Source organism: Acuticoccus yangtzensis, assembly GCF_001927245.1.
GTDB lineage: Bacteria > Pseudomonadota > Alphaproteobacteria > Rhizobiales > Amorphaceae > Acuticoccus > Acuticoccus yangtzensis.
Genome location: NZ_MJUX01000003.1, coordinates 433,759 through 455,496, shown reverse-complemented (window position 1 = coordinate 455,496; position 21,738 = coordinate 433,759). Strand labels below are relative to the sequence as shown.

20 protein-coding genes are annotated in these 21,738 nt (G+C 67.5%); 13 read left to right on the top strand and 7 right to left on the bottom strand.

Annotated features, from left to right (window positions below; genetic code table 11):
- Nucleotides 1-13: 13 nt before the first annotated feature.
- From BIX52_RS11330 to BIX52_RS11315, 4 genes are all read right to left on the bottom strand, one after another.
- Nucleotides 14-1,312 carry a calcium-binding protein gene (locus BIX52_RS11330; protein ID WP_075221157.1) on the bottom strand — a complete coding sequence of 433 codons (1,299 nt, stop codon included), beginning with the start codon at nucleotides 1,310-1,312 and terminating at the stop codon, nucleotides 14-16.
- 251 nt (nucleotides 1,313-1,563) lie between these two features.
- Nucleotides 1,564-1,896, bottom strand: a complete 333-nt coding sequence (hmuQ, locus tag BIX52_RS11325; RefSeq protein ID WP_075221156.1) for a heme-degrading protein HmuQ — start codon at nucleotides 1,894-1,896, stop codon at nucleotides 1,564-1,566.
- 58 nt (nucleotides 1,897-1,954) lie between these two features.
- Complete coding sequence (locus tag BIX52_RS11320; protein WP_075221155.1) at nucleotides 1,955-3,769, bottom strand: extracellular solute-binding protein; 1,815 nt, start codon at nucleotides 3,767-3,769, stop codon at nucleotides 1,955-1,957.
- A gap of 423 nt (nucleotides 3,770-4,192) precedes the next feature.
- Nucleotides 4,193-4,846 (bottom strand): glutathione S-transferase family protein, encoded by a 654-nt coding sequence (locus BIX52_RS11315; RefSeq protein WP_075221221.1) that lies wholly within the window; start codon nucleotides 4,844-4,846, stop codon nucleotides 4,193-4,195.
- 106 nt (nucleotides 4,847-4,952) lie between these two features.
- Here BIX52_RS11315 and BIX52_RS11310 point away from each other — a divergent pair, with 106 nt between their 5' ends.
- A complete protein-coding gene (locus tag BIX52_RS11310; protein ID WP_075221154.1) occupies nucleotides 4,953-6,164 on the top strand; it encodes a polyhydroxyalkanoate depolymerase in 1,212 nt (403 codons plus the stop codon).
- 24 nt (nucleotides 6,165-6,188) lie between these two features.
- Here the strand turns inward: BIX52_RS11310 and BIX52_RS11305 are convergent, their stop codons facing one another.
- Both BIX52_RS11305 and BIX52_RS11300 read right to left on the bottom strand, forming a co-directional pair.
- Nucleotides 6,189-6,866, bottom strand: coding sequence for a GntR family transcriptional regulator (locus BIX52_RS11305; RefSeq protein ID WP_075221153.1), 678 nt, complete (start codon nucleotides 6,864-6,866; stop codon nucleotides 6,189-6,191).
- A gap of 64 nt (nucleotides 6,867-6,930) precedes the next feature.
- Entirely contained in the window at nucleotides 6,931-7,611 is a 681-nt protein-coding gene (locus BIX52_RS11300) for a DUF2848 domain-containing protein (RefSeq protein WP_075221152.1), read from the bottom strand.
- Between the two features lie 269 nt (nucleotides 7,612-7,880).
- On the opposite strand from BIX52_RS11300, the gene BIX52_RS11295 reads away from it, so the two are divergent.
- The 9 genes from BIX52_RS11295 (at nucleotide 7,881) to BIX52_RS11255 (ending at nucleotide 15,802) form a co-directional block, all read left to right on the top strand.
- Nucleotides 7,881-9,164 (top strand): ABC transporter substrate-binding protein, encoded by a 1,284-nt coding sequence (locus tag BIX52_RS11295; RefSeq protein ID WP_075221151.1) that lies wholly within the window; start codon nucleotides 7,881-7,883, stop codon nucleotides 9,162-9,164.
- A 133-nt stretch (nucleotides 9,165-9,297) separates the two neighbouring features.
- Nucleotides 9,298-10,194 (top strand): branched-chain amino acid ABC transporter permease, encoded by an 897-nt coding sequence (locus BIX52_RS11290; RefSeq protein ID WP_075221150.1) that lies wholly within the window; start codon nucleotides 9,298-9,300, stop codon nucleotides 10,192-10,194.
- Between the two features lie 6 nt (nucleotides 10,195-10,200).
- Nucleotides 10,201-11,139, top strand: coding sequence for a branched-chain amino acid ABC transporter permease (locus tag BIX52_RS11285; RefSeq protein WP_083660171.1), 939 nt, complete (start codon nucleotides 10,201-10,203; stop codon nucleotides 11,137-11,139).
- Complete coding sequence (locus tag BIX52_RS11280; protein ID WP_075221149.1) at nucleotides 11,136-11,882, top strand: ABC transporter ATP-binding protein; 747 nt, start codon at nucleotides 11,136-11,138, stop codon at nucleotides 11,880-11,882. Before BIX52_RS11285 ends, BIX52_RS11280 begins: the two co-directional genes overlap by 4 nt.
- Complete coding sequence (locus tag BIX52_RS11275) at nucleotides 11,882-12,559, top strand: ABC transporter ATP-binding protein (RefSeq protein ID WP_075221148.1); 678 nt, start codon at nucleotides 11,882-11,884, stop codon at nucleotides 12,557-12,559. Before BIX52_RS11280 ends, BIX52_RS11275 begins: the two co-directional genes overlap by 1 nt.
- Nucleotides 12,560-12,824: 265 nt before the next feature.
- Entirely contained in the window at nucleotides 12,825-13,343 is a 519-nt protein-coding gene (locus tag BIX52_RS11270) for a MarR family winged helix-turn-helix transcriptional regulator (RefSeq protein ID WP_075221147.1), read from the top strand.
- A complete protein-coding gene (locus BIX52_RS11265; RefSeq protein ID WP_075221146.1) occupies nucleotides 13,340-13,888 on the top strand; it encodes a flavin reductase family protein in 549 nt (182 codons plus the stop codon). Before BIX52_RS11270 ends, BIX52_RS11265 begins: the two co-directional genes overlap by 4 nt.
- Nucleotides 13,889-13,907: 19 nt before the next feature.
- A complete protein-coding gene (locus tag BIX52_RS11260) occupies nucleotides 13,908-15,383 on the top strand; it encodes a 4-hydroxyphenylacetate 3-hydroxylase family protein (protein ID WP_075221145.1) in 1,476 nt (491 codons plus the stop codon).
- A 44-nt stretch (nucleotides 15,384-15,427) separates the two neighbouring features.
- On the top strand, nucleotides 15,428-15,802 hold the full coding sequence (locus BIX52_RS11255) for a cupin domain-containing protein (protein ID WP_075221144.1): 375 nt from the start codon (nucleotides 15,428-15,430) through the stop codon (nucleotides 15,800-15,802).
- A 354-nt stretch (nucleotides 15,803-16,156) separates the two neighbouring features.
- Here the strand turns inward: BIX52_RS11255 and BIX52_RS11250 are convergent, their stop codons facing one another.
- Entirely contained in the window at nucleotides 16,157-16,894 is a 738-nt protein-coding gene (locus BIX52_RS11250; protein WP_205647801.1) for a TetR/AcrR family transcriptional regulator, read from the bottom strand.
- 213 nt (nucleotides 16,895-17,107) lie between these two features.
- Here BIX52_RS11250 and BIX52_RS11245 point away from each other — a divergent pair, with 213 nt between their 5' ends.
- The 3 genes from BIX52_RS11245 to BIX52_RS11235 all read left to right on the top strand — a co-directional run bounded on the left by BIX52_RS11245 (nucleotide 17,108) and on the right by BIX52_RS11235 (nucleotide 21,730).
- On the top strand, nucleotides 17,108-18,292 hold the full coding sequence (locus BIX52_RS11245; RefSeq protein ID WP_075221143.1) for an ABC transporter substrate-binding protein: 1,185 nt from the start codon (nucleotides 17,108-17,110) through the stop codon (nucleotides 18,290-18,292).
- Nucleotides 18,293-18,392: 100 nt separating this feature from the next.
- Complete coding sequence (locus BIX52_RS11240) at nucleotides 18,393-19,268, top strand: branched-chain amino acid ABC transporter permease (RefSeq protein ID WP_075221142.1); 876 nt, start codon at nucleotides 18,393-18,395, stop codon at nucleotides 19,266-19,268.
- Entirely contained in the window at nucleotides 19,265-21,730 is a 2,466-nt protein-coding gene (locus BIX52_RS11235) for a branched-chain amino acid ABC transporter ATP-binding protein/permease (protein WP_075221141.1), read from the top strand. The genes BIX52_RS11240 and BIX52_RS11235 overlap by 4 nt, the downstream gene beginning before the upstream one ends.
- The last annotated feature ends 8 nt before the right edge of the window (nucleotides 21,731-21,738 follow it).

The following is a 21,738-nucleotide window of genomic DNA, read 5'->3' as shown; positions in this document are numbered from 1 at the left end:
CGGGATCGTGCCTTTAGACGAGGAAGTCGGACTCGGTCAGGCCGGTGGCGTGGACGACGATGTAGAGGTCGGCGCTGCCGTCACCATCGACGTCGACCTGCACGGCGGTGCGTCCGGCGTCCTCGCGCTCGACCATGCGGATCTCGCCTTCGGTTTCCGAGAAGCGCTCGACGAAGGCGAGCTCGCCGAATGCGGAGAGGTCGATCGTGTCGCTGCCCACTTCGAAATCGCGGATGTTGTCGGCCGCGCCGAACTCGGAGTCGGTCGCGCTCTCGTAGACGAAGACGTCCTCGCCCTCGCCGCCGAACAGGCCGTCACGCCCTGCCCCGCCGGTGATGGTGTCGTTGCCGGCATCACCGAAGATGCGATCGTCACCCTCGCCGCCGTTCAGCACATCGTCCCCGTCGCGGCCGAAGATGCGGTCGTCGCCCGCACCGCCGTCGACGGTGTCGCTGCCTTCGCCGGCCATGATGGTGTCGTTTCCGGCGCCGCCCTCGAGAAGGTCGTCCCCGTCGAAGCCGGCGACCAGATCGTCGCCCTCGCCGCCGTCGATGGTGTCATCGCCGTCGCGGCCGTAGAGGGTGTCGCTGCCGGCATCGCCCGAGATGAGATCGTCGCCGGCGTCGCCGGAGACGAAATCGTCGCCCTCGCCGCCGGTGATCGTGTCGGCGCCCTCGCCGCCGTGCATGCGGTCGTCACCCTCGCCGCCGTCGAGCAGGTCGTTGCCGCCATTGCCTTCGACGATGTCGTCGAATTCGGTGGCGGTGAACACGTCGTCCGCCTCGGAGCCGAGGATGTGCTGAGCCTCCGTCGAGAAGAGGTCGTACATCCAATCGATGAAGTCGACCTCTTCGCCGTTCGTGCCGGTCCGCGCGGCCGTGTAGAGGGCGTAGACCGGGTTTTCCAGCACGTTGCCGCTGCCGGGCTCGGCTTCCAGGCCGAGGCCGCTGATGGTCAGACCTTCGAGGCCGACGAGGAGGCCGTTCTCGGTGCCGTCCGCCGTGGTCACGCTGTCGCTGTCGTAGCCGAAGGTGATCGAGTCGATGTCGCCCGAAATGCCGTGACCGTACTGCGCACCGTTGGCGATGAAGTCGTACGCGATGTCGCTGCCCGAGAGCAGGACCATCTGCGCGAACTCTTCGAACGAGAAGGCAACCTGCGGGCCGCTCACATAGTAGGAGCCGCCATAGGCGAAGCTCGGTTCACCACCGTGATAGGTGGATGCGCCGACCGGAAGACCATCATAGTAGTCTGCAAGGAACGACGCATAGTCGACACCTTCCGCGACCTGTGTGGCATCGACTGTAATCATAGCAGCACCTCTTCTGGTGACGAGCCACGCTGACTGCGCCACCATCTTTTGATGTTTCAGTGAATTTCGTCGGACAATTGGCGCACAGGCGGGCGCGAGTCAATAATATTCATACACAAAACTGCACAGTTGCCACAGTACAACAAAAGTAAATCAGAGTAATTCAAAAGCACGATCTTGCCAGGAGCGTGCAATCATCGTGGAGAGGGGCAGACGCGCCGCCCCTCCCGCTCCACGGCGCCGGGCGCGGCTCAGGCCGCTTCGGTCTCTGCCGGGCCGACGGTCTGCAACACGAGGAAACCCTCGAAGCTCGGCCCGCCGATGTAGAGAGGCGCGCGGGTGGGCGCCGCGCGGTGCGCCTCGCGGAACGCCGCGCTCTCGGTCCAGGCGGTGAAATCGTCCTCGCTGGCCCAGGTGGTGTGCGAGGAAAAGAGCGTGTGGTCCTCACGCTCCGGCCCGCGCAGAAGCTTGAACTCCACGAAACCCGGCTCCTTGCGCAGCTTCACTTCGCGGTTCAGCCACACATTTTGGAACTCCTCCTCGGAGCCCTTGCGAACCTTGAACCTGTTCATCGCGATAAACACGACGCGCCTCCATCGTTTGGCAGGAAAGGGAAAATGAGAGGCCGGCGGGCGCGGCGCATCAGGCGCGGCTCCACCAGCGATCGACAGGGGACGGGGCGAAGCCGGCCACCTCCGCGCCGGGTCGGCCGAAGCGGTCCCACCACGCGGTACGGACGCTGGCCTCACGCCACAGCGGGATCATCGGCGCGATCTGGCGGAAGGCGCGGTCGAAGGCGCGCCCGGCAAGCGCCAGCTCGTCCGGGTCGGACGCGCGTTCCAGCGCCTCGATCGCCCCGTCCAGCACCGGATCGGCAACGCCCGACAAGGCGTAGGAATGCGGCGCATCGGCCAGCGCGCTGTGCCACAAGAGCCGCTCGGCCGTGCCAGGAAGGCGCGCCGGCGACCAGGTCAGCGTCGCCAGGTCGAAGTCCTTCTCCAGCATCATCGTTGCGGCGGTGGCGGGATCGGCCCTCACCTCGGCAAGCTCGACGCCGATGCGCCGCAGCCCGTTCGTCAGCCACGCCAGCGCCTTGCCGAAGGCCGGACCCATCGACAGAACGCTGAGCACCAGCGGCGCGCCGGTCGAGGGGTCGATCCGCGCGCCGCCGTCGATGACGTACCCCGCCTCGTCGAGGAGACGCATCGCCTCGCCCAGCGCCTCGCGCGAGCCGGGGCGCGGCAGCCCCGCCAGCGGGTCGGGATTTGTAAGCGCCGCCTCGGACAGGCCCGGCAGCAACGCGCGCTCGGGTCCCGCCTCGCCGTCCGCCTCCAGCGGTGTGCCGGCGAAGACGCTGTCCAGTGGCTGGTAGGCGCCGTGGAAAATCAGCCGGTTCACGGCCTCGAAGTCGTAGGCCAGCATGAGCGCCAGGCGCACGCGGCGGTCGGCCAAAGGCGCGCGGCGAATGTTGAAGACGAGCCCGGCCAGCTCGCCGACGCCCTCCACCGCCGCCTCCTCGCGCACGATGTCGCCTGCCCTCAGCGCCGGACCATCATAGCCGCCCGCCCAGCGCGCCGGGTCGTCCTCGGCCCGAACGTCCGTCTCCCCGGCCTTGAAGGCCTCCAGCGCCACGGTCGGGTCGCGGTAGAAGCTGAACGCCAGGCGGTCGAAGTTCCAGCGCCCGCGATTGACGGCAAGATCGGCGCCCCAATAGTCCTCGGCGCGTACCAGGCTCAGCCGCTCGGGCGCCGCGAAGGTCTCCAGACGATAAGGGCCGGAGCCGACGGGCGCCGCGGGTGTTCCCTCCGCCCACACGTGCTCGGGGTGGATCGGAATGGTCGAAATGCGCCGCACCACGTCACGGTCGCCGGCGCGGCTGGTCGCGAAGATGACGCGGTCGCCCTCGGCGGACACGGTCAAAGGACGGAAGGCCTGGCGGTAGAAAGGCGCGCCCGCCTCCTTCAGCCGCGCGAACGTGAAGACCACGTCTTCGGCCCGCACGGGTCGCCCGTCGTGCCAGCGTGCGGCGGCGTTGATGCGCACGGTGACGCGGGAATAATCCGCCGCGACGTCGATATCGTCGGCGAGCACGCCGTAGTAGCTCGCCACCTCGTCGTCGCTGGCTATGAAGAGATGGTCGTAGATCAGGCGCAGGTCCGCCGGCGGGCGACCCGGATAGGTCAGCGTGTCGACCGTATCGAAGGCGCCGACGCGCGACAGGCGCAGCGTTCCCCCGCGCGGCGCTGCGGGATCGACATAGGCGAACGCCTCGTGCGGGGCGTATTTGAGCGTGCCGATGGGCGAGAAGCCGTGGCGCAGCGCGGACGCGGTGGCGTGTGCAGGGGCTGGCAGCAGCGCCCGAACGGCGGCGGCACCGGCCACCGTCCCCGCCATCGCGAGGATCGTGCGGCGCGAGAGCCCCGCCCCCTTCGCCGTGCCGCTGAACCCTGCCGCCATCCGTACCGCCCGCTGAGTGGAAAAACGCAACATTTGCGGGCGTTAAGACGGCGTGTGGTGGAGGTCAACGAAAAACTTGACCGGCTAGAGCTAGATTTATTTTAAACTATACTCCATGCAGCAAGAATTCCTCCAAACTCGAGGGCACCATGGCAATCTTTTGGAATTTTTCGCATTTCGAGCTTGGCTCAAGGCACGACGCCGGTCGCTGCGTACGAGCGGGAAAGCCCTTGTCTTTCCGTGTGCACCCAAACGTGCCGCGGCCCGAGCCGTTGCAGCAATGCGAACGAGCGGCTTCGACTGCCCCCGCTCTGCGGCCGCCATGCGCACACCGGCGGCCGAACACGAGGTCTGGGGTGTTGCTGCAGAGTCGCGCTCTCTACTGCGCCAGGTGCGGCATCCCGCCGCAGGTGGGGCTGAGACTCAGAACTCCACTTCGAGCTCGATCACCTCGTCCGGCTCCTCGAGCGCGGCGGCGATCCACTCCTGCATCGGCGCCCAGTCGAAGATGGTGTCGCAGTAGGCCTGCAACTCCGGCTCCAGCTCGACCGCATAGGTGCGGAACCGGGTGCACACGGGCGCATACATCGCATCCGCCATCGTCGGTGCGCCGAACAGGAAGGGGCCGCCGTAGCGCGTCAGGCATTCGGTCCAGATCTCCTTGATGCGCGCCACGTCGGGCCGGGCGCCGGAGAAGATCTTGAACGACTGGTGACGCGCCTTGATGTTCATCGGCAAGGCCGAGCGCAGATTATAAAACCCGGAGTGCATTTCGCCCGAGACGGCGCGGTTGTGGGCGCGTGCCGCCTGATCCTCCGGCAACAGGCCGGCACCCGGTGCGATCTCGTAGAGGTATTCGGCGATCGCCAGGGTGTCCCACACCTCGACCCCGTTGTGGGCGAGCCGCGGCACGCGGACCGAGGGCGAGAGCAGAAGAAGCTCCTGGCGCTGCTCCGGATCGTCGATGTCGACCGGCTTTTCCTCGAAGTCGAGACCGGCCATTTTGCACAGAAGCCAGCCTCGCAACGACCACGAGGAGTAATTCTTGGACGATATAGTGAGGGTGGCTTCGGCCATGGCCATCGCTCCGCTGGTTTCATGATGCGGATGAGAAATTGATCGCATCATGAATGAGAATGTCCTAGCTAGCTTAGCGAGTTGGGGGACGTAAGGGAACGCGCCGATGCTTTACCAGATGTACCAGCTGCAAGACGACATGATCGCGCCATTGCGCGCCTTCGCGCGGCACGCTCGCATCGGCGGTTGGCCCGTGCTTCCCGTCCGTCCCGGTGAGCGGAGCATCTTCGATGCCTCCATGGAGATGCTCTCCCGCTTCAAGCTGAGCCATAAGCGGCCTGCGTTCGGCATCTCCTCCGTGCGCGTCGGCAATCGGGACGTGCCCGTCCGCGAAGAGGTGGCGATGCGCCTCCCCTTCGGCACACTGCTGCGCTTCGCCAAGGACATCGACACGCCGCAGCCGAAGATCCTCGTCGTCGCCCCCCTCTCCGGCCACTTCGCGACGCTGCTGCGCGGCACCTGCCAGACCCTGCTGCAGGACCATGACGTCTACATCACCGACTGGACGAACGCGCGCGACGTCCCCCTGTCCGCCGGACGGTTCGGCGTGGAAGACTATGTCGACTACGTGATCAAGTTCCTGGAGCATCTCGGCCCCGGCAGCAACGTGCTCGCCGTGTGCCAACCGTGCGTTCAGGCGCTCATCGCCGTGTCGGTGATGTCCCAGGCCAACAACCCGGCGACGCCGCGCACGATGACCTTGATGGCCGGCCCCATCGACACGCGCGAGAGCCCGACCCTCGTCAACGAACTCGCCTTCGATCAGCCGCTGGAGTGGTTCGAGAAGAACCTGATCGCCACCGTGCCGTGGCAGCACAAGGGCGGCGGGCGGCGGGTCTATCCCGGCTTCATCCAGCTCGCCGCCTTCATGGCGATGAACATGGACCGCCACAAGGACCAGCACCGCAAGCTCTACACCTACCTTCTCAACGGCGAGGACGAGAAGGCGAAGAAGATCAAGGATTTTTACGACGAATATTTCGCCGTGCTCGACCTGACGGCAGAGTTCTACCTGGAGACGGTGGACCGGATCTTCCAGCGGGCGGAGCTGGCCAAGGGCGAGTTCCACCACCGCGGCGAGCTGGTGGACCCCGGCGCGATCCGCAACACCTTCCTCCTCACCGTGGAGGGCGGGCGCGACGACATCTGCTCGCTCGGCCAGACCACCGCCGCGCACGATCTCTGCCGCTCGCTGCGCCCGCATTTGAAGCGCCACCACCTGCAGGCCAATGTGGGCCACTACGGCGTGTTCAACGGCAAGCGGTGGGAAAAGGAGATCTACCCGGCCGTGCGCAACATGATCCTGGCGATGGAATAGCGCCCGCCGGGCCGCGCCGCCGCCTCAGATGAGGCGGCTGACGTTGTTGCGGAACTGCTCGATGTGGAAGCGCATGGCCTCCTCGGCGCGGTCCGGGTCCCGCTCGGCCACGGCGTCGACGATTGCCGTGTGCTGGCTGCAGATGCGCGCCAGATGCTCCGGCACCTTCAGCGACACGAACCAGAACCGAAGCGCCCGATCCTGCAGGTTCGACAGGAAATCGGCCATGATGAGGTTCCGGCTGGCCGACGCCAGCGTGGCGTGGAACTCCCGGTCGACGCCGATGAGGGCGTGATAATCATAGTCCCGCTCCGCAGCGCGCATACGGATCAGGTTCTGGTGCAACAGGTCGATTTCGGCCGGCGTGATCCTCTGGGCGGCCAGGCGCACCGAATAGGTCTCGTTGATGAGACGCACCTCGGACAGATCGTGCGCCTCGTGCAGGCTGAGCGGGCGCACGATCACGCCCTTGCGCGGCATGACCTCGACGAGCTCGTCCACCATCAGCCGGTCCAGCGCCTGGTGCACCGGGGTTCGGCCGATGTCGAGGGCGGCGCTCACCGCGGCTTCGCTGATCACCTCGCCGGGCCGAAGCTCGCAGGTGATGATCATTTCCTTGATGCGGTCATAAGCGACGTCGCGAAGGGAGCGACGGCGCAGGGGCTTGCCGGCGGGGGCGTGGCTTTCCATTCCGATACTCATCGCCGAATCCGCCCTCTACCCTTCAAAATCATGACCGCATTCAACCATTACGAGGAATTCTCCCTCAACCGGGGACCTGCAAGTTGTGCACCGTATACCCATGCGAGATGGACCGGCCCAACACCGGATCACGCAAGGTCGCCTCGAATCGATCCGCCGGACGCACGCCGCCGATCGCCGGAAGCGTCCCGCCGAACATCACCGCACCCACGGGCAGACCGCCCGGCAGGCCCTGGATCAGCGTTTCGGGCGACAGCATCGCGCTGACCCGCCCGGTCTGGTAGGTCACGCTGTCACCGCCGATTTCGACGACGCTTTCGATCTCCAGCTCGTCCCAGTGACCCGCGACCTCGTCATAGGGCCACACCGTCACCGAGACGGGCTTGTCGCACAGCTGCTTGGACAAGGTGATGCCGATGGTTTCGGCCTCACGGTCCGTATGGTCGGAGCCGACGCCGACAAACAGCCCCTCGGGGGTCTGATAAAGGACAAATTCCGCCTCGCCGCTGTGCGCGTCGCCGATCGCGTCCAAGTGTGTCTCATGATTGATACGGGTCGGCGACATCGGATAATACATCGGCGTGTGAGCCGGACGTTTTACACCGATCGCCTCAAGCTCGGCGATGTGATGCTCCATCGACTCCTTGTCGCGGCCGGTCCACCCTGCAACGATGAGTGTCTTCACCGTCATCGTGATGTCGCGCACACCGTCGCGGCTTTCGATCCTCAGCGCCAGGTCGACCATTCCCACTCCTTCGCCAGGAAGCCTCGCATCTTGGCCCCGATCTTGTATTAGATTGCGCGCCGCATACGAAACGAACGGCATGTCCGTATCTCTGCGAGCCTCATAAATCCTTCATGGAAGAACTTGTGAAATTTCACAAGTTCTTTTTAAATGCCTCCCGAGGCCCCGCCGTGCGTGAGTCGGAGGCCCCTGCGGTCCGGCTATGCTCGACCCCCGTCCGACCCGTTGACCACACCGCTACGGCGGTTCCACTCGAAGGAGAGCCCTTGATGAAAGCAATCGTGGCAGCCCTTTCACTGGCCATGACCGCCGCTCCCATGCTTGCCCCCGCAGCATTGGCCCAGGACAAGCCCGAGCAGCTCGGCATGGGGATCTTCACCTTCGCCTCGGGACCGGCCGCCGCCTACGGCATGCCCGGCCGCAACGCCGCCGAGTTGATGATCGAGCAGATCAACGCGGACGGCGGCATCGGCGGCGTGCCCGTCGCCCCGACCTATGTGGACGAGGCGCAGGGCGGCGAAGGCGTGGTTTCCGAGTTCCGCCGCCTCGCCGGCGACGGCTCCACCGACATCATGGTCGCCGCCCTCTCCTCCGGCAACTGCATGGCGCTGGCGCCGATCGCCGACCAGCTCGAAATGCCGATGGTCACCTGGAACTGCGACACGCACCAGCTCTTCCTGAACGCCGAGCATCCTTACGTCTTCCGCCCGAACTCCTCCACGGTGCCCGAATTCGTCGCCTACGCCGCATATGCCGCGCAGAAGGCGCCGGACGCGACGCGCATCGCCATCATCAACCCCGACTATGCGTTCGGCCACGATGCGGCGGCGATCTTCACCGCGGCCATGAAGGCCTTCAACCCGAACGCCGAAGTGGTGGTGGAGCTCTTCCCCAAGCTCGGCACGCAGAGCTTCAACACCGAAATCAGCCGCATCGCCGCGGCGCGTCCGGACATCATCTTCTCCAACATGTGGGGCGGCGACCTCGAGAGCTTCGCCCGTCAGGCGAGCGCGCGCGGCCTGTTCCGCTCGTCGCAGGTGATCCTGGCGTTGGGCGAATCCATCCTGCAGCGGGTCGAGCTGCCGGAGGGCGTCATCGTCGGCGTTCTCGGCGACAGCTTCTGGAACGCGCCGGACGCCAAGCAGGAGGCGCTCGACTTCGCCGCCGCCTACAACGAGAAGTTCGGCGATTATCCGGTGTTCCCCGGCATGAAGATGGCCAACACCATCCTCGTGGTGAAGACGGCCTACGAGGCGGCGATGGAAGCCAATGGCGGCACCTGGCCGACCAAGGACGAGGTGCTGGCCGCGCTGGACGGCATCACCGCGGAAACGCTGACCGGCACCGTCACCGTGCGTGAGGACCACGACGGCATCGTCGACCAGATCGTCGGCATGACGACCGGCGGCACGGGCACCCCGGAGCTTGCCGAGATGGTGCGTTATCCGGGCGCCGCGATCACCCCGCCCGTCGGCGCGGATCCGATCGAATGGGTGTCGACGCTGACGCCGGAGTTCGCCGCCGAGCTGCCCGCCCCCGGCTCGCTGAACTGATCGCGCGGGCGACACGCTCGCCCGCATCGTCCGGAGGGCGGCCCCGCCCTCCCCTGACCAGGGCGCACCGCCGCCCTGGCGGCGCCGTCCCGGCGGGGGCGCCTGCAGCAAGAGACACCACCCCGGACGCGCCATGGACTTTCTCCTTCCCATGCTGGTCGACGGCCTCGCCGCCTCGGCCCTCATCTTCTTCATCGCCGTCGGGCTGACCTTGGTATTCTCGGTCCTTAGGGTGCTCAACGTCGCCCATGGCAGCTTCTATGCCGTGGGCGCCTATGTGGCCGTCACCATCGGCGGGGTGGTGATGAGCGCGGGGGCGCCACAGTGGCTGTCCTTCCCCATTCTCTTCCTCTCCGCCGCTCTCACCGCCGCGCTGCTCGGCCCGGTGATCGAGCGCACCTTCATCCGCTTCACCTACGGCAAGCCCGAAGCGGTGCAGATCCTGGTGACGTTCGCGCTCTTCCTCATCTTCGAGGATCTGCAAAAGCTCGTCTTCGGGGTGCAGGCCTACTATCAGGACGCCGCCGTCAACGTGCTCGGCATCTCCGATATCGGCGGGATCATCTACCTCAACTACCAGCTTCTCTTGATCGCGCTGGCGGCCGCCGTGGTGGTGGCGCTGCGCGTGATGCTGCACCACACGCGCCTCGGCAAGATGATCGTCGCCGTGGTGGCGGACCCGGAAGTGTCGGCAACGCTCGGCATCGACACCCGGCGCGTCTACATGGCCGCCTTCACCATCGGCGTGTTTCTGGCCGCGCTCGGCGGGGCGCTCGCCTCGCCCAACTCGGGCGTGGCGCCGGGGCTCGGCGCCGAGGCGATCGTTCTCGGCTTCGCGGTCGCGGCGATCGGCGGCCTCGGCCAGATCGAGGGCGCGGCGCTCGCCGCCGTCATCGTCGGCATCGCGCGGGTGCTCGCCATCTACTATGTGCCGCAGCTCGAACCCGTCGCTCCCTATCTCGTCATGCTCGCCGTGCTGCTCGTGCGCCCCTACGGCCTGTTCGGCGCCGCCACACAGCGCAAGATCTGACGCGCCATGCTGCATTTCATCATCATCCTCGCCCTCGCCGCCGCGTTCGCCGCCATCCCGGCCTTCTTCCCGTGGCTCGCCTTCGTGTTCACGCTGGTGCTCGCCAAAGGGTTCGCCGCGCTCGGCGTCGCCATCCTCTTGCGCGCCGGGCTCATCTCCATCGGCCACGCGCTCTTCTACGCGGTCGGCGCCTACACGGTGGGCTTCCTGTCCAGCCGCGCGGGGGTGAACCTTCTCATCCCGCAGCTCGTCGCGGCCGCCGTCGTGTCGGGCCTTTTCGGCCTCGTCATCGGCCTCTTCATGGTGCGCTATCGCGGCATCTTCTTCGCCATGCTGAACCTTGCGGTGTCGATGGTCGGCTACACGCTGCTGTCCAAGCTCTACACCCTCACCGGCGGCACGGACGGCCTATCCATAGCCACGCCCCGCGTGCTCGGCATGACGGTCGGTCGCGAGGCGTTCGAGGCGATCCTGCTCTATGGCGGCCTCGGCCTCGCCTTCGTGGTCGGCATCGTCGTCCACCGCTACCTGAAGAGCCCGATGGGTGAGGCGCTACCGGCCGTCGAGTCCAACGAGATCCGCCTTGAATATCTCGGCATCGCCGTGCCGCGCGTGCTCCTCTTCGCCTACGTCGGCTCGGCGGTGCTGGCCGGCATCGGCGGGGCGATCCATGCGCTCATCGTCGGCCACATCACGCCGGACCTCGCCTATTGGACCACCTCGGGCCAGCTCGTCCTGGTGGCAGTGCTGGGCGGCATCGGCGGCGTGGCGGGACCGTTCATCGGCGCCACCTTCCTTGAAAGCGTGCGGGCGGCGGCGGTGATCTACGCGCCGGACGCCTGGAACATCATCATCGGTGCGGGGCTTCTCGTCGTGATCTTCTTCCTGCCGCGCGGCCTCCATGGGCTGATCGAGCGGATCACCCGCAAGGGAGAGCGGCCATGAGCGCCCCGCTTCTGTCCGTGCGCGGCGTGCGCGTGGCGTTCGGCGGCGTGAAGGCGGCCGACGGCGTCGACCTCGACGTGAACGCGGGCGAATTCCTCGCCATCATCGGCCCCAACGGGTCGGGCAAGACGACCTTCATCAACCTCGCCACCGGCTACGTGAAGCCTCAGGCCGGGACGATCAGGCTCGAAGGGCGCGACATCACCAGCGCCCGCCCGCGCGACGTGACGAAGCTCGGCATCGCCCGTGCCTTTCAGATCCCGCAGCTCTTCACCGAGCACACGGTTCTGGAGAACCTGATGCTGGCGGTGGCGGCGAACCAGGGCTTCTGGCGCTGGCAGTCGCCGCTCGGCAGCCCGGCGGTGCGAGAGGCGGCGATGGATCTTCTCACCACCGTGGGCCTTGCAGACATGGTGGGCGCATCGTCCAACGCGCTGAACGAGGGCGCGCGCAAGCTGACCGACATCGCCCTGGCGCTGGCGCTGAAGCCGCGCCTCCTGCTGCTGGACGAGCCCACCGCGGGCGTCTCCACCGACGAGAAATTTCCGCTGATGGACCGCCTCGCCGCGGTGCTGCGCGAGCGCGGCGTCACCGCCGTGTTCGTGGAGCACGACATGGACCTCGTGCGCCGATACGCCGACCGCGTGGTGGTGTGGAACCAGGGGCGCGTGGTGGCGGACGGCGCGCCCGATGCCGTGCTGACCGATCCGGCCGTGCTGCGGGACGTCGTGGGGGTGCTCTGATGTTGAAACTCGACGACGTGCGCGTGTCGCTGGCGGGGCACACCGTGCTGCGCGGGGTGACGTTCGAGCTGCCGCAGGGGAAGACCGCTGTTCTCGTCGGCCGCAACGGCTCGGGCAAGACGACGACTTTGCGAGCGATCATGGGCCTCGTCCCGCTCACCGGCGGGTCGATGAGCCTCGGCGGAACCGATCTCCTCGCCGCGGCGGACCACCAGCGGGCGGCGCTCGGCATCGGCTACGCGCCGGAGGACCGGCGGATGATCCCGGCCTTTTCGGTAGAGGAGAACCTGCTTCTGCCCGCGGTGGCGCTGAACCTCTCGAAAGAGGTGAAGGGCGAGCGCCTCTCTGCCGTCTATGACCTGATGCCCGAGCTTGCGGACCTCAGAAAACGCCCAGGTGGCAGCCTGTCCGGCGGTCAAGGCAAGATGGTGGCGCTCGCCCGCGCCCTGGTGGTGGCGACCAAGGCCATTCTGCTGGACGAACCTTTCCAGGGGCTGGCCCCGGCGCTGGCGCTGAATTATGCGCGCACGCTCGCCAAGGTGCGGGACGCGCGCGGCGACCTCGCCTTGCTGATCACCGAATCCAGCCCGCAGCTTCTGGCCGGTGTCGCCGATCGGGCGCTGAAGATCGAGCGCGGCGAGGTGAGCGAGACGACGCTGGCCGCCCTCGGCCACTGAGCGCGGCGCTTCCCCTCAGCCACCCGAGCCGACGCGGATCCCTTCGCAAATCCGACACCGCGACGCGGGCACGGGCGGTGCGGGCGCCGGGCCGTCCCGGCACATTGCTGCACACCCTTTCGCCATGCCCCTGCCAAAGGCATTGACACGGCGAATTACCTTTGTAACTTAGCGAATATAGTTTTGAAAGGAGCCAGGATTGTATCCTGAGCGCACCCCTTCCGCTGCCGTTCACGGCGCAGACGATCCGAACCCGGATCGGCCGATGACGGTCAACCGCCCCGCTCTGGTCCGCGAGGGGAGCGACGATGCGTTCCGCAGCGTCGTCCACGGCCTCCTCGCCTTCACCGCGCGGCTCGAAGCGGTGCGTCAGGGCCTCGGCGGCCTGACCGACCTCTCCGGCCCGCAATATACGATCCTCATCTCCATCGCCCATCTGTCGCGGGCCGGCGATGTCAGCGTGTCGACGGTCGCAAGCCACCTTCATTATAGCGGCGCCTTCGTGACCGCCGAGGTGGGTCGCCTCGCCAAGAAGGGCCTCGTCGAGAAGGCGCCGAACCCGTCGGACGGGCGGCGCGTGAACCTCACCATCACCCACGCGGGGACCGAGCGGCTGAACCGCATGGCCGAGACGCAGGCGCAGGTGAACGACACCCTCTTCGCCGCGCTCGGCGCGTCCGACTTCGACCGGCTGCGCGTTCTCCTTCCCGGCCTCATCGCCGGTGGCGACAACGCGCTCGCCCTCCTCGATTACGAGACGCAGCGCCGCGAGATCGCCTCGTGAGCGACGACGCACCGCCCGCGATCGACCCCAAGGCGCTGCGCCGCGCGCTGGGCGACTTCGTCACCGGCGTGTGCGTCATCACCGCCGCCCTGCCGGACGGAACGCGCCTCGGCATGACGGTGAATTCCTTCGCGTCCGTGTCGCTGGACCCGCCGCTGGTGCTGTTTTCGGTCGCCAACGCGGCGAGCGGCATCGACGGCTGGCGGGCGGCCACCCACTACGCCATCAACGTTCTGGCGGACAACCAGAGCGCCATCTCCAACCGCTTCGCCCGCGCAATGACGGACAAGTGGGAGGGTCTCGCCCCCGAGACCGGCCTCACCGGCGCGCCGCTGATCCAGGGCGCCGTCGCCCACTTCGAGTGCGCCGCCGAGCATCAGGTGCCGGGCGGCGACCACACCATCTTCATCGGCCGCGTCCTCGCCTTCGAGAGGCCGCGGCCGAACGCGGACCCCCTGGTGTTCCACCAGGGGCGCTACCGCGACCTCACCCATCAGCACGATATCGCCGTCCCCGCCGACGCCCTGTGGCTACTCGGCTGGTAGCGCGGAAAGGACCCGAACGATGATCAAGACCGGCGCGATGCACCTCGACAGCCTGCGCGATGGGCGGGCGGTCTATATCGGCGGCGAGAAGGTGGCCGACCCGGTCGACCATCCGGCCTTCCGCAACGCGGTGCGCTCCTACGCGGCGCTGTACGATTTCCAGGCCGCCAACCCGGAGCTGATGACCTTCACCACCGAGACCGGCGCACAGGTGAACAAGCAATGGTCGCTGCCGACGAGCTACGCCGACCTCGTCGACAGGCGCGAGGCGCTGGAGGCCTGGGCGGGCGAGCATTATGGCTTCCTCGGCCGCTCGCCGGACCACGTCGCGTCCTGCCTGTCCGGCATGGTGATGGGCCTCAAGGTGTTCGAGGACTACGACCCCGCTCGGGCCAAGGCGCTGAAGGACTACTTCGCCTACGCGCGGGACAACGATCTCTTCCTCACCTACGTCATCATCAACCCACAGGCCGACCGCTCGAAGACCGCGAACGAGCAGGCCGACCCGTTCCTGACCGCAGGCGTGGTGGACGAGGACACCACCGGCATCACGGTGCGCGGGGCGAAGATGCTGGCGACCAGCGGCATCATGGCCAACGAGGTGTTCGTCACCTGCATCCAGCCGCTGCGCGAGGGTGACGAGAATTACGCCATCTCCTTCGCGATCCCGATGAACGCGCCGGGGCTCAAGATTCTGTCGCGCAAGTCCTACGAGGCGGCGGCCCCGTCGAAGTTCGACAACCCGCTGGCGCACCAGTTCGACGAGAACGACGCGGTGCTGTACTTCGACGACGTGAAGGTGCCGTGGGACCGCGTCTTCATCCACAAGAGTGTGGAGATGGTGGCCAAACAGTTCCATGCGACGCCGGCCCACTCCTACCAGAACTATCAGTGCCAGATCCGGCTGATGGTGAAGATGCGCTTCCTCGCCGGTCTCGCCCGCGGCATCGCCGAGACCAACGGGACGCTGGCCTTCCCCCAGGTGCGCGAGATGTTGGGCCAGGTTTCCGCCGAGGCGGAGATGGTGGACGCGCTGGTGCGCTCCATGGAGGTGAAGGGGCGCATGGAGAACGGCTATTTCGTGCCGGACCGCCACACCCTCTACTCGGCCCAGGTGCTGACCCAGCAGCTCTACGGCAAGGTTCTGAACACGCTGCGCGATCTGGCCGGGGGCGGCGTCATCATGCTGCCGTCCGACGTGTCGGATTTCGCCCACCCGGAGATCGCCGCGATCATCGACAAGACGCAGCAGTCCCCGGTGCGCTCGTCGCGCGACAGGGTGAAATTCTTCAAGCTGGTGTGGGATGCGATCGGCTCCGAGTTCGGCTCGCGCCACGCCCAGTACGAGATGTTCTACGCCGGGGCGACCTTCGTGACGAAGGGTCACGCCTTCCGCACCTATGACTGGGCGGGGGCGCAGGGTCTGGTGGACCGCTGCCTGAACTCCTACGCACTGGGCGACGAGGTCGCCGCGCTGAAGACTGCCGCCGAATAACCCGTCACCAACCGGACACCCGTTCTCCAACCGAAAGACCGCCGATGGCCATCGACAAGGAACACAAGGAATTCCACGCCGTGGATTTGACGGAGGGGTTCGCGCCGCCTCCGGGTTACCCGGCCGGCATTCAGCAGAAGGTGCTGGCCGGTTTCCTCGATGAGGAGAAGAAGGTCGGCAACCGCACGCGCATTCTGAAGTTCGAGCCGGGCGAATATACAACGAAGCCCTTCGTCCACGACTACTATGAGGAGGTCTACCTGATCTCCGGTGATCTGACCGTGGGCAACGACGAGAACGGCAACGGGGGCGAGGCATTCGCGCCGAACACTTATGCCTGCCGTCCGCCGGGCGCCTATCACGGCCCGTTCAAGTCCGAGAAGGGCTGCGTCCTTCTGGAGATTCACTACTACGCCTGAAAGCGCGCAAAACCCTCTTGCCCCGGGCACATGGTGTGAAGGAGTGGGGCGGGGTCAAGTGTCCGCGCGGACCCACGCGCAGGCCGCCCTCTTGGCGGGCGGGCGAGCATGGGGAGCACGGACGCTTGACGCCGTCCCGCTTCTTCCAAGGCTCGATACAGGGTGTCAGGTCAGGCTTCTTCAGCCTGATCTGACCCCTGCCACCCAACTGCGCTGTTGCGCAGTTGGCCGCTCTTTGATGCCGATGTCCGCGAGCGGACATCGGTGGCGAACCGGGGGAGCGCGAGGGGGGAACGCCCTCGCAGCAGCGGTCCCGCCCGCACAGCGCTGAAGGCCGCGTGACCCGGCCCCGCCTCAGCCGCGCGGCGCGGTCATGTAGGTCAGCACCACGTCCACAGCGCGGGCGCGCCATGCGCCCAGCCAATCCTCGGCGCCGAGGTCGCGCTGGAACATCACCGACAGGGTGTGGCGCTGCGCCATGTGGATGATGCACAGGGACAGGATCGTCACGTAAAGCTCGGGCGGGTCGATCTTCGGCCGGAAGACGCCCTCGGCGTGGCCGCGGTCGAGGAGATCGCTGAGGGCGGCCATCAGCGGCGTCGTCGTATCCGGCACCATGGCGAGTTTGCGCACGAAGCGCCCGCCCATCATGTTCTCGTTGCGGATGATGGCGGCGAAGTCCGGATTGTCGCGCAGATAGTCGAAGGTGAACTCCACCAGGCGGCGCATCCCCTCGACCGGAGGCAGCGCGGCAAGGTCGAGCTCACGCTCCAGCGTGCGGATCGAGGCATAGGTGTCCTCGAGGACGGCCAGGTAGAGGTCCTCCTTGCCGCCATAATAGCGGTAGATCATCTGCACGTTGGCCCGTGCGGCGGCGGCGATCCGGTCGACCCGGGCGCCCTCGTAGCCGTGGTCGCAGAAGGCGCGGCGTGCGGCATCGAGGATGCGTTGGCGGGTGGCCGCGGCATCCCGCTTGGCCGGTGCGCGGGCGACCCGGCGCTTTGCCGGCGCGGCCTTCGGACTTTCCGCCACCTTGTTGGCCACCTTCGCCGCAGGACCTTCGCCCTCTGCCGCTGCACGTCCTGCCGCCACGCCTCACCCTCGCTCCCTGCGCCGCACCCGATCCTGTGCCGGCCGTTCCCTTGTAGCCCTCGGCGACGCGGTGCCGCACCGTCCTTCGAGCGCCCCGCAAATTTTTGTATGTAAAAATTCACTTACAAGCGGCATGTGGCCCCGCCGTTGCATTTGCAGTGCCAAGCGCCACCCTCCGGCGCGCTTATCTTCAACGTTCAGAAGGATGGCACAATGAGGAGCTTCATCAGAACCCGGATGCTGACGGCGCTCGCCGGCGTCGGCATCGCGGCGCTCAGCGCCGGGCTCGCCGCGGCCGCCGATCCCATCAAGATCGGCCACGTCGCCGCGCTGTCGGGCGCCTCGGCACAGTCCGGCGAGGCGATCACACGCGGCCTCATGGTGGCGATCGACGAGATCAACGCCGCCGGCGGCCTTCTGGACGGGCGCATGCTGGAGCTCGTCCAGCGCGACGACGAATCGCGTCCCCCGCGCGGTCTGATCGCGGCGCGCGAGCTGATCTTCAACGAAGAGGTCACCGCCTTCTTCGGCGGCATCGATTCGCCGGTGGGCCTTGCCATCGTGCCACTCGCCAACCAGACCGAGACGCCGTTCATCGCCGTCTGGGCGGCCGCCACGGGAATCACCCGCAACGGGGCGGACCCCAACTTCGTGTTCCGCGTCTCGGCGATCGACGCCCTGGTCGACGTGAAGCTGATCGACTACGCGAACACCAAGTTCGGCGCGTCGAAGGTCGGGCTGATGCTGATCAACAATCCGTGGGGCGAGTCCAACGAGCGGGGCCTCACCGCCGCGGACGACGCGAACGACGCGGTGGAGATCGTCGGCATCGAGACGTTCGAGAACGCCGACGTCGACATGACGCCGCAGCTGACGCGGCTGCGCGACGCGGGCGCCGAGGCGATCATCCTCGTCACCAACACGCCGCCGGGCGCACAGATGATGAAGTCGCGCGAGCGGATGGGCTGGGACGCGCCGGTGGTGTCGCACTGGGGCATCGCCGGCGGGCGCTTCCCGGAGCTTGCCGGGCCGACCGCGCCGGACGCCCACTTCATCCAGACCTACTCGTTCCACGGCGAGCAGGGCCCGGTGGGCGAGAAGGTCATCTCCATGCTCGCCGAGAAGTACGACGACGTGGAGGACGCGGGCGACATCATGGCCCCGGTCGGCACCGCCAACGCCTATGACGCGATGCACCTTCTGGCGCTGGCGATCACCCAGGCCGGCTCGACGGACGGCGACGCCATCCGCCAGGCGCTGGAGGACCTCGACGGCACCTATGAAGGGCTGATCAAGACCTACGAGAAGCCCTTCTCGGCCGAGAACCACGATGCGCTCGGCCCGGACGACTACATCATGGTCCACTACGAGGGCGACGAGGTCGTTCCGACCGAATAAGCCGCCCGCCTTTCGGCGTATCGCCGGACCGTCTACGCGGCGGTCCGGCTCCGCGGCCGCGCTCCGGCCGGATCATCGCAGCACAAGGCTCGTCTTCCTGATGCTCATCCTTTCGGCCCTCGTCACAGGCCTCGGCCTCGGCGCCATGTACGGGCTGCTCGCGCTCGGTTTCTACGTCACTTACGTGGTCTCCAACACGGTCAACTTCGCCCAAGGGTCGACGATGATGCTGGGCGCGGTCGTCACCTTCTCCGTGTGGGTGACGTTCGGCCTCCCCGTCCCCCTCGCCATCCTCGCCGGACTTTTCGCCTCCACGCTGTGGGGGCTGGTGGTGGAGCGCGTGGCCGTGCGCCCCTTCGTGCGGCGCGGCTCGGAGGCGTGGCTGATGGCGACCGTCGCCCTCGGCCTCCTGATCGACAACATCGTCCTCTTCACCTTCGGGCGCGACCCGCGCGGCATGCCGCCGACGCCGCTGACCTCCAGCACCTTCCAGCTCTTCGGCCTCAACGTGCAGCCGCAGCAGGTGCTGATCCCGGTGGTCGGCCTCACGCTCGCGGTGCTACTCACGCTGTTCTTCCGCCGCACCCGCCACGGCCTTGCCATGATGGCGGTGGTGCAGAACCAGGCCGCCGCGCGCCTCATGGGCATCAACGTCTCCATGGTGGTGTCCGGCGCCTTCGCCCTCTCCGGCTTCTTCGCGGGCGTCGCGGGCATCCTCATCGCCCCGCTCTTCACCGTGTCGTCCACCATGGGGACGATGTTCGGCATCAAGGCCTTCGCCGTCGCCATCCTGGGCGGCATCACCAACCCGTGGGGCGTGATGTGCGCCGGGCTCCTCTACGGCATCGCCGAGGCGCTGATCACCGCCCTCTTCGGCTCCACCTATACGCAGATCTCCACCTTCGGCCTCGTCATCGTCGCGCTCGCTCTGCGCCCGGACGGCCTTTTCGGCACGCGTGAGGTGAAGAAGGTATGACGCTGAAACACCTTCTCGGCGGGGTCCTCATCGCCGCCGTCGCCATCGCCGTGATCGGCCAGTCGAACGCCTATCTCGTCTACGTCCTCTCCATGGCGGGGCTGACGGCGGTGGTGGGCATCGGCCTCAACATCCTCGTCGGGCTGACGGGGCAGATCTCGCTCGGCCATGTCGGCTTCTACGCCATCGGCGCCTACACGGTGGGCATCCTCACCGTCAGCCACGGGATCAGCTTTTGGCTCGCCTTGCCGCTGGGCGGCGTGCTGGCGGGGCTGACGGGGGCGCTCGTCTCCATCCCGGCGCTACGGGTGCGCGGGCCTTATCTCGCCATGGTGACGATCGCCTTCGGGTTCATCGTCGAGCAGGGCGCGGCGGAGATGGAGGGCCTCACCGGCGGCTGGAACGGCATCCTCGGCATCATGCCGCCGGTGCTGTTCGGCACGATGTTCGGGCCGACCGAGATCGCCTATCTCGTCCTCGTCCTGATGCTGGCGGCGCTCGCATTCTACACCCTCTTCAGCGCCAGCCCGTGGGGCAAGGCGCTCAGGGCGCTGCGCGATTCGGAGGTCGCGGCCCAGTCGATCGGCTTCAACCCGGTGCTTCTGCGCTGCGCCGCGTTCGCGGTGTCGGCCGTCTTCGCGGGCCTCGCGGGCGGCGTCTATGCGGCGATGAGCGGGTTCATCAGCCCGGAAAGCTTCCCCTTCTTCGAATCCATCATGTTCCTGCTGGTGGTGATGATCGGCGGGGCGGACACCATCCTCGGCCCCGTCATCGGCGCCTTCCTCATCGTGCTTCTGCCCGAAGCCTTCTCGTGGCTCGCCGAATACCGGCTCCTGCTGGTGGCGGCGCTGCTCCTCGTGGTGCTGCGGCTAGCCCCCGGCGGCATCGTCGGCGCGGTGACGGGCCTCCTCCCCGCCGCCAAGGCCCGCACCGCGACGGCCGCCGCCGTGGAGGTCGCGCCGTCTTCCGCCCGGCCGCTGGTGGTGGACGCCATCGCCATCACCTTCGGCGGCGTGAAGGCGGTTCAGGGCGTCTCCTTCAGGGCCGAGCCCGGCAAGGTGACGTCGATCATCGGCCCCAACGGCGCGGGCAAGACGACGGCGCTCAACATCGTCGCCGGCTACTACAGCCCCGACAAGGGCAACGTGCGCCTCGGCGACACGGACCTGACCGGGCGGCGTTCTCACCGCGTCGCCCGCGCCGGCATCGCCCGCACCTACCAGACGACGCAGCTTTTCGAGCACATGAGCGTGATCGACAATCTGATGATCGCCATGAAGCACGGGCGCGTCGGCGGGGTCGAGACGGTGCTGCCTCTGGCCACCACCGCCCGCCGCCGCCGGGCCGAGGCGCTGCTCGCCTTCACCGGCTATAGCGGCGACGTGGAGCGCACCGCGGGCACCCTCCCACACGTCGACAAGCGCCTTGTCGAGATCGCCCGCGCCCTCGCCTTTCGGCCCGACGTGGTGCTGCTCGACGAACCCGCCGCGGGGCTTTCGGAGGATGACACCCAGCGCGTCGGCACCCTGTTGAAGCGGCTGGCGGACGAGGGGCTCACCATCGTCCTCATCGAGCACGACATGCCGCTGGTGATGGGCATTTCTGACCACATCCTGGTGCTCGACCAGGGCGTGAAGATCGCCGAGGGCACGCCCGCCGCGATCCGCGAGAACCCGGCGGTGCTGAAAGCCTATCTCGGTGAGGGCGCGTCCGCCGTCCGCCGGGCCGCGCCCGCCAAGGTGCCCGGCGACGTCACTCTGATGGTGGCGAACCTCTCCGCCTCCTACGGGGCGAGCGAGGTGCTGCGCGGCATCGACCTCAAGGTGTCGAAGGGCGAGCTCGTCGCGGTGCTCGGCGCCAACGGGGCGGGCAAGTCTACCCTCATGCGTGCGCTGTCGGGCCTGCACCGCCCCGTCGGCGGACAGATCCAGCTCGCGGGCGACCATCTGGAAGGCGAGAGCGCCGACCGCATCGCACGGCGGGGCTTGGTGCTCGTCCCGGAGGGGCGGCAGGTGTTCGGCCAGCTCAGTGTGGTGCAGAACATCAAGCTCGGCGCCTATGGCCGCCCGCCCGCCGACCTGTCCGCCGCCGTGGACGAGATGCTGACCCGCTTCCCGCGCCTGCGCGAGCGGCAGAACCAGCCGGCGGGGCTGTTGTCGGGCGGCGAGCAGCAGATGCTCGCCATCGCCAGAGGCCTCATCGCCCGGCCCACCGTGCTCCTCCTCGACGAGCCGTCGCTCGGCCTCGCCCCGAAGCTCATCGAGGAGCTCTACGCCATCCTCGCCGCGCTGCGCGACGACGGCGCCACCATTCTCCTCGTCGACCAGATGGCCGACATGGCCCTCTCCATCGCCGACCGTGCCTACGTGCTGTCGGGCGGCGTGTTCGTGGCCTCCGGCACGCCGGACGCCGTGCGCGCCAGCCACACCCTCGAGGACGCCTATCTCGGCGCCGCCTCCTGAACCCGCGA

Excerpts from the sequence above, each read along its gene's own strand:
- BIX52_RS11330 (WP_075221157.1), bottom strand. The coding sequence starts at position 1,312 with ATGATTACAGTCGATGCCACACAGGTCGCGGAAGGTGTCGACTATGCG.
- BIX52_RS11320 (WP_075221155.1), bottom strand. The coding sequence starts at position 3,769 with ATGGCGGCAGGGTTCAGCGGCACGGCGAAGGGGGCGGGGCTCTCGCGC.
- BIX52_RS11315 (WP_075221221.1), bottom strand. The coding sequence starts at position 4,846 with ATGGCCGAAGCCACCCTCACTATATCGTCCAAGAATTACTCCTCGTGG.
- BIX52_RS11310 (WP_075221154.1), top strand. The coding sequence starts at position 4,953 with ATGCTTTACCAGATGTACCAGCTGCAAGACGACATGATCGCGCCATTG.
- BIX52_RS11305 (WP_075221153.1), bottom strand. The coding sequence starts at position 6,866 with ATGAGTATCGGAATGGAAAGCCACGCCCCCGCCGGCAAGCCCCTGCGC.
- BIX52_RS11300 (WP_075221152.1), bottom strand. The coding sequence starts at position 7,611 with ATGGTCGACCTGGCGCTGAGGATCGAAAGCCGCGACGGTGTGCGCGAC.
- BIX52_RS11295 (WP_075221151.1), top strand. The coding sequence starts at position 7,881 with ATGAAAGCAATCGTGGCAGCCCTTTCACTGGCCATGACCGCCGCTCCC.
- BIX52_RS11290 (WP_075221150.1), top strand. The coding sequence starts at position 9,298 with ATGGACTTTCTCCTTCCCATGCTGGTCGACGGCCTCGCCGCCTCGGCC.
- BIX52_RS11285 (WP_083660171.1), top strand. The coding sequence starts at position 10,201 with ATGCTGCATTTCATCATCATCCTCGCCCTCGCCGCCGCGTTCGCCGCC.
- BIX52_RS11280 (WP_075221149.1), top strand. The coding sequence starts at position 11,136 with ATGAGCGCCCCGCTTCTGTCCGTGCGCGGCGTGCGCGTGGCGTTCGGC.
- BIX52_RS11275 (WP_075221148.1), top strand. The coding sequence starts at position 11,882 with ATGTTGAAACTCGACGACGTGCGCGTGTCGCTGGCGGGGCACACCGTG.
- BIX52_RS11270 (WP_075221147.1), top strand. The coding sequence starts at position 12,825 with ATGACGGTCAACCGCCCCGCTCTGGTCCGCGAGGGGAGCGACGATGCG.
- BIX52_RS11260 (WP_075221145.1), top strand. The coding sequence starts at position 13,908 with ATGATCAAGACCGGCGCGATGCACCTCGACAGCCTGCGCGATGGGCGG.
- BIX52_RS11255 (WP_075221144.1), top strand. The coding sequence starts at position 15,428 with ATGGCCATCGACAAGGAACACAAGGAATTCCACGCCGTGGATTTGACG.
- BIX52_RS11245 (WP_075221143.1), top strand. The coding sequence starts at position 17,108 with ATGAGGAGCTTCATCAGAACCCGGATGCTGACGGCGCTCGCCGGCGTC.
- BIX52_RS11240 (WP_075221142.1), top strand. The coding sequence starts at position 18,393 with ATGCTCATCCTTTCGGCCCTCGTCACAGGCCTCGGCCTCGGCGCCATG.
- BIX52_RS11235 (WP_075221141.1), top strand. The coding sequence starts at position 19,265 with ATGACGCTGAAACACCTTCTCGGCGGGGTCCTCATCGCCGCCGTCGCC.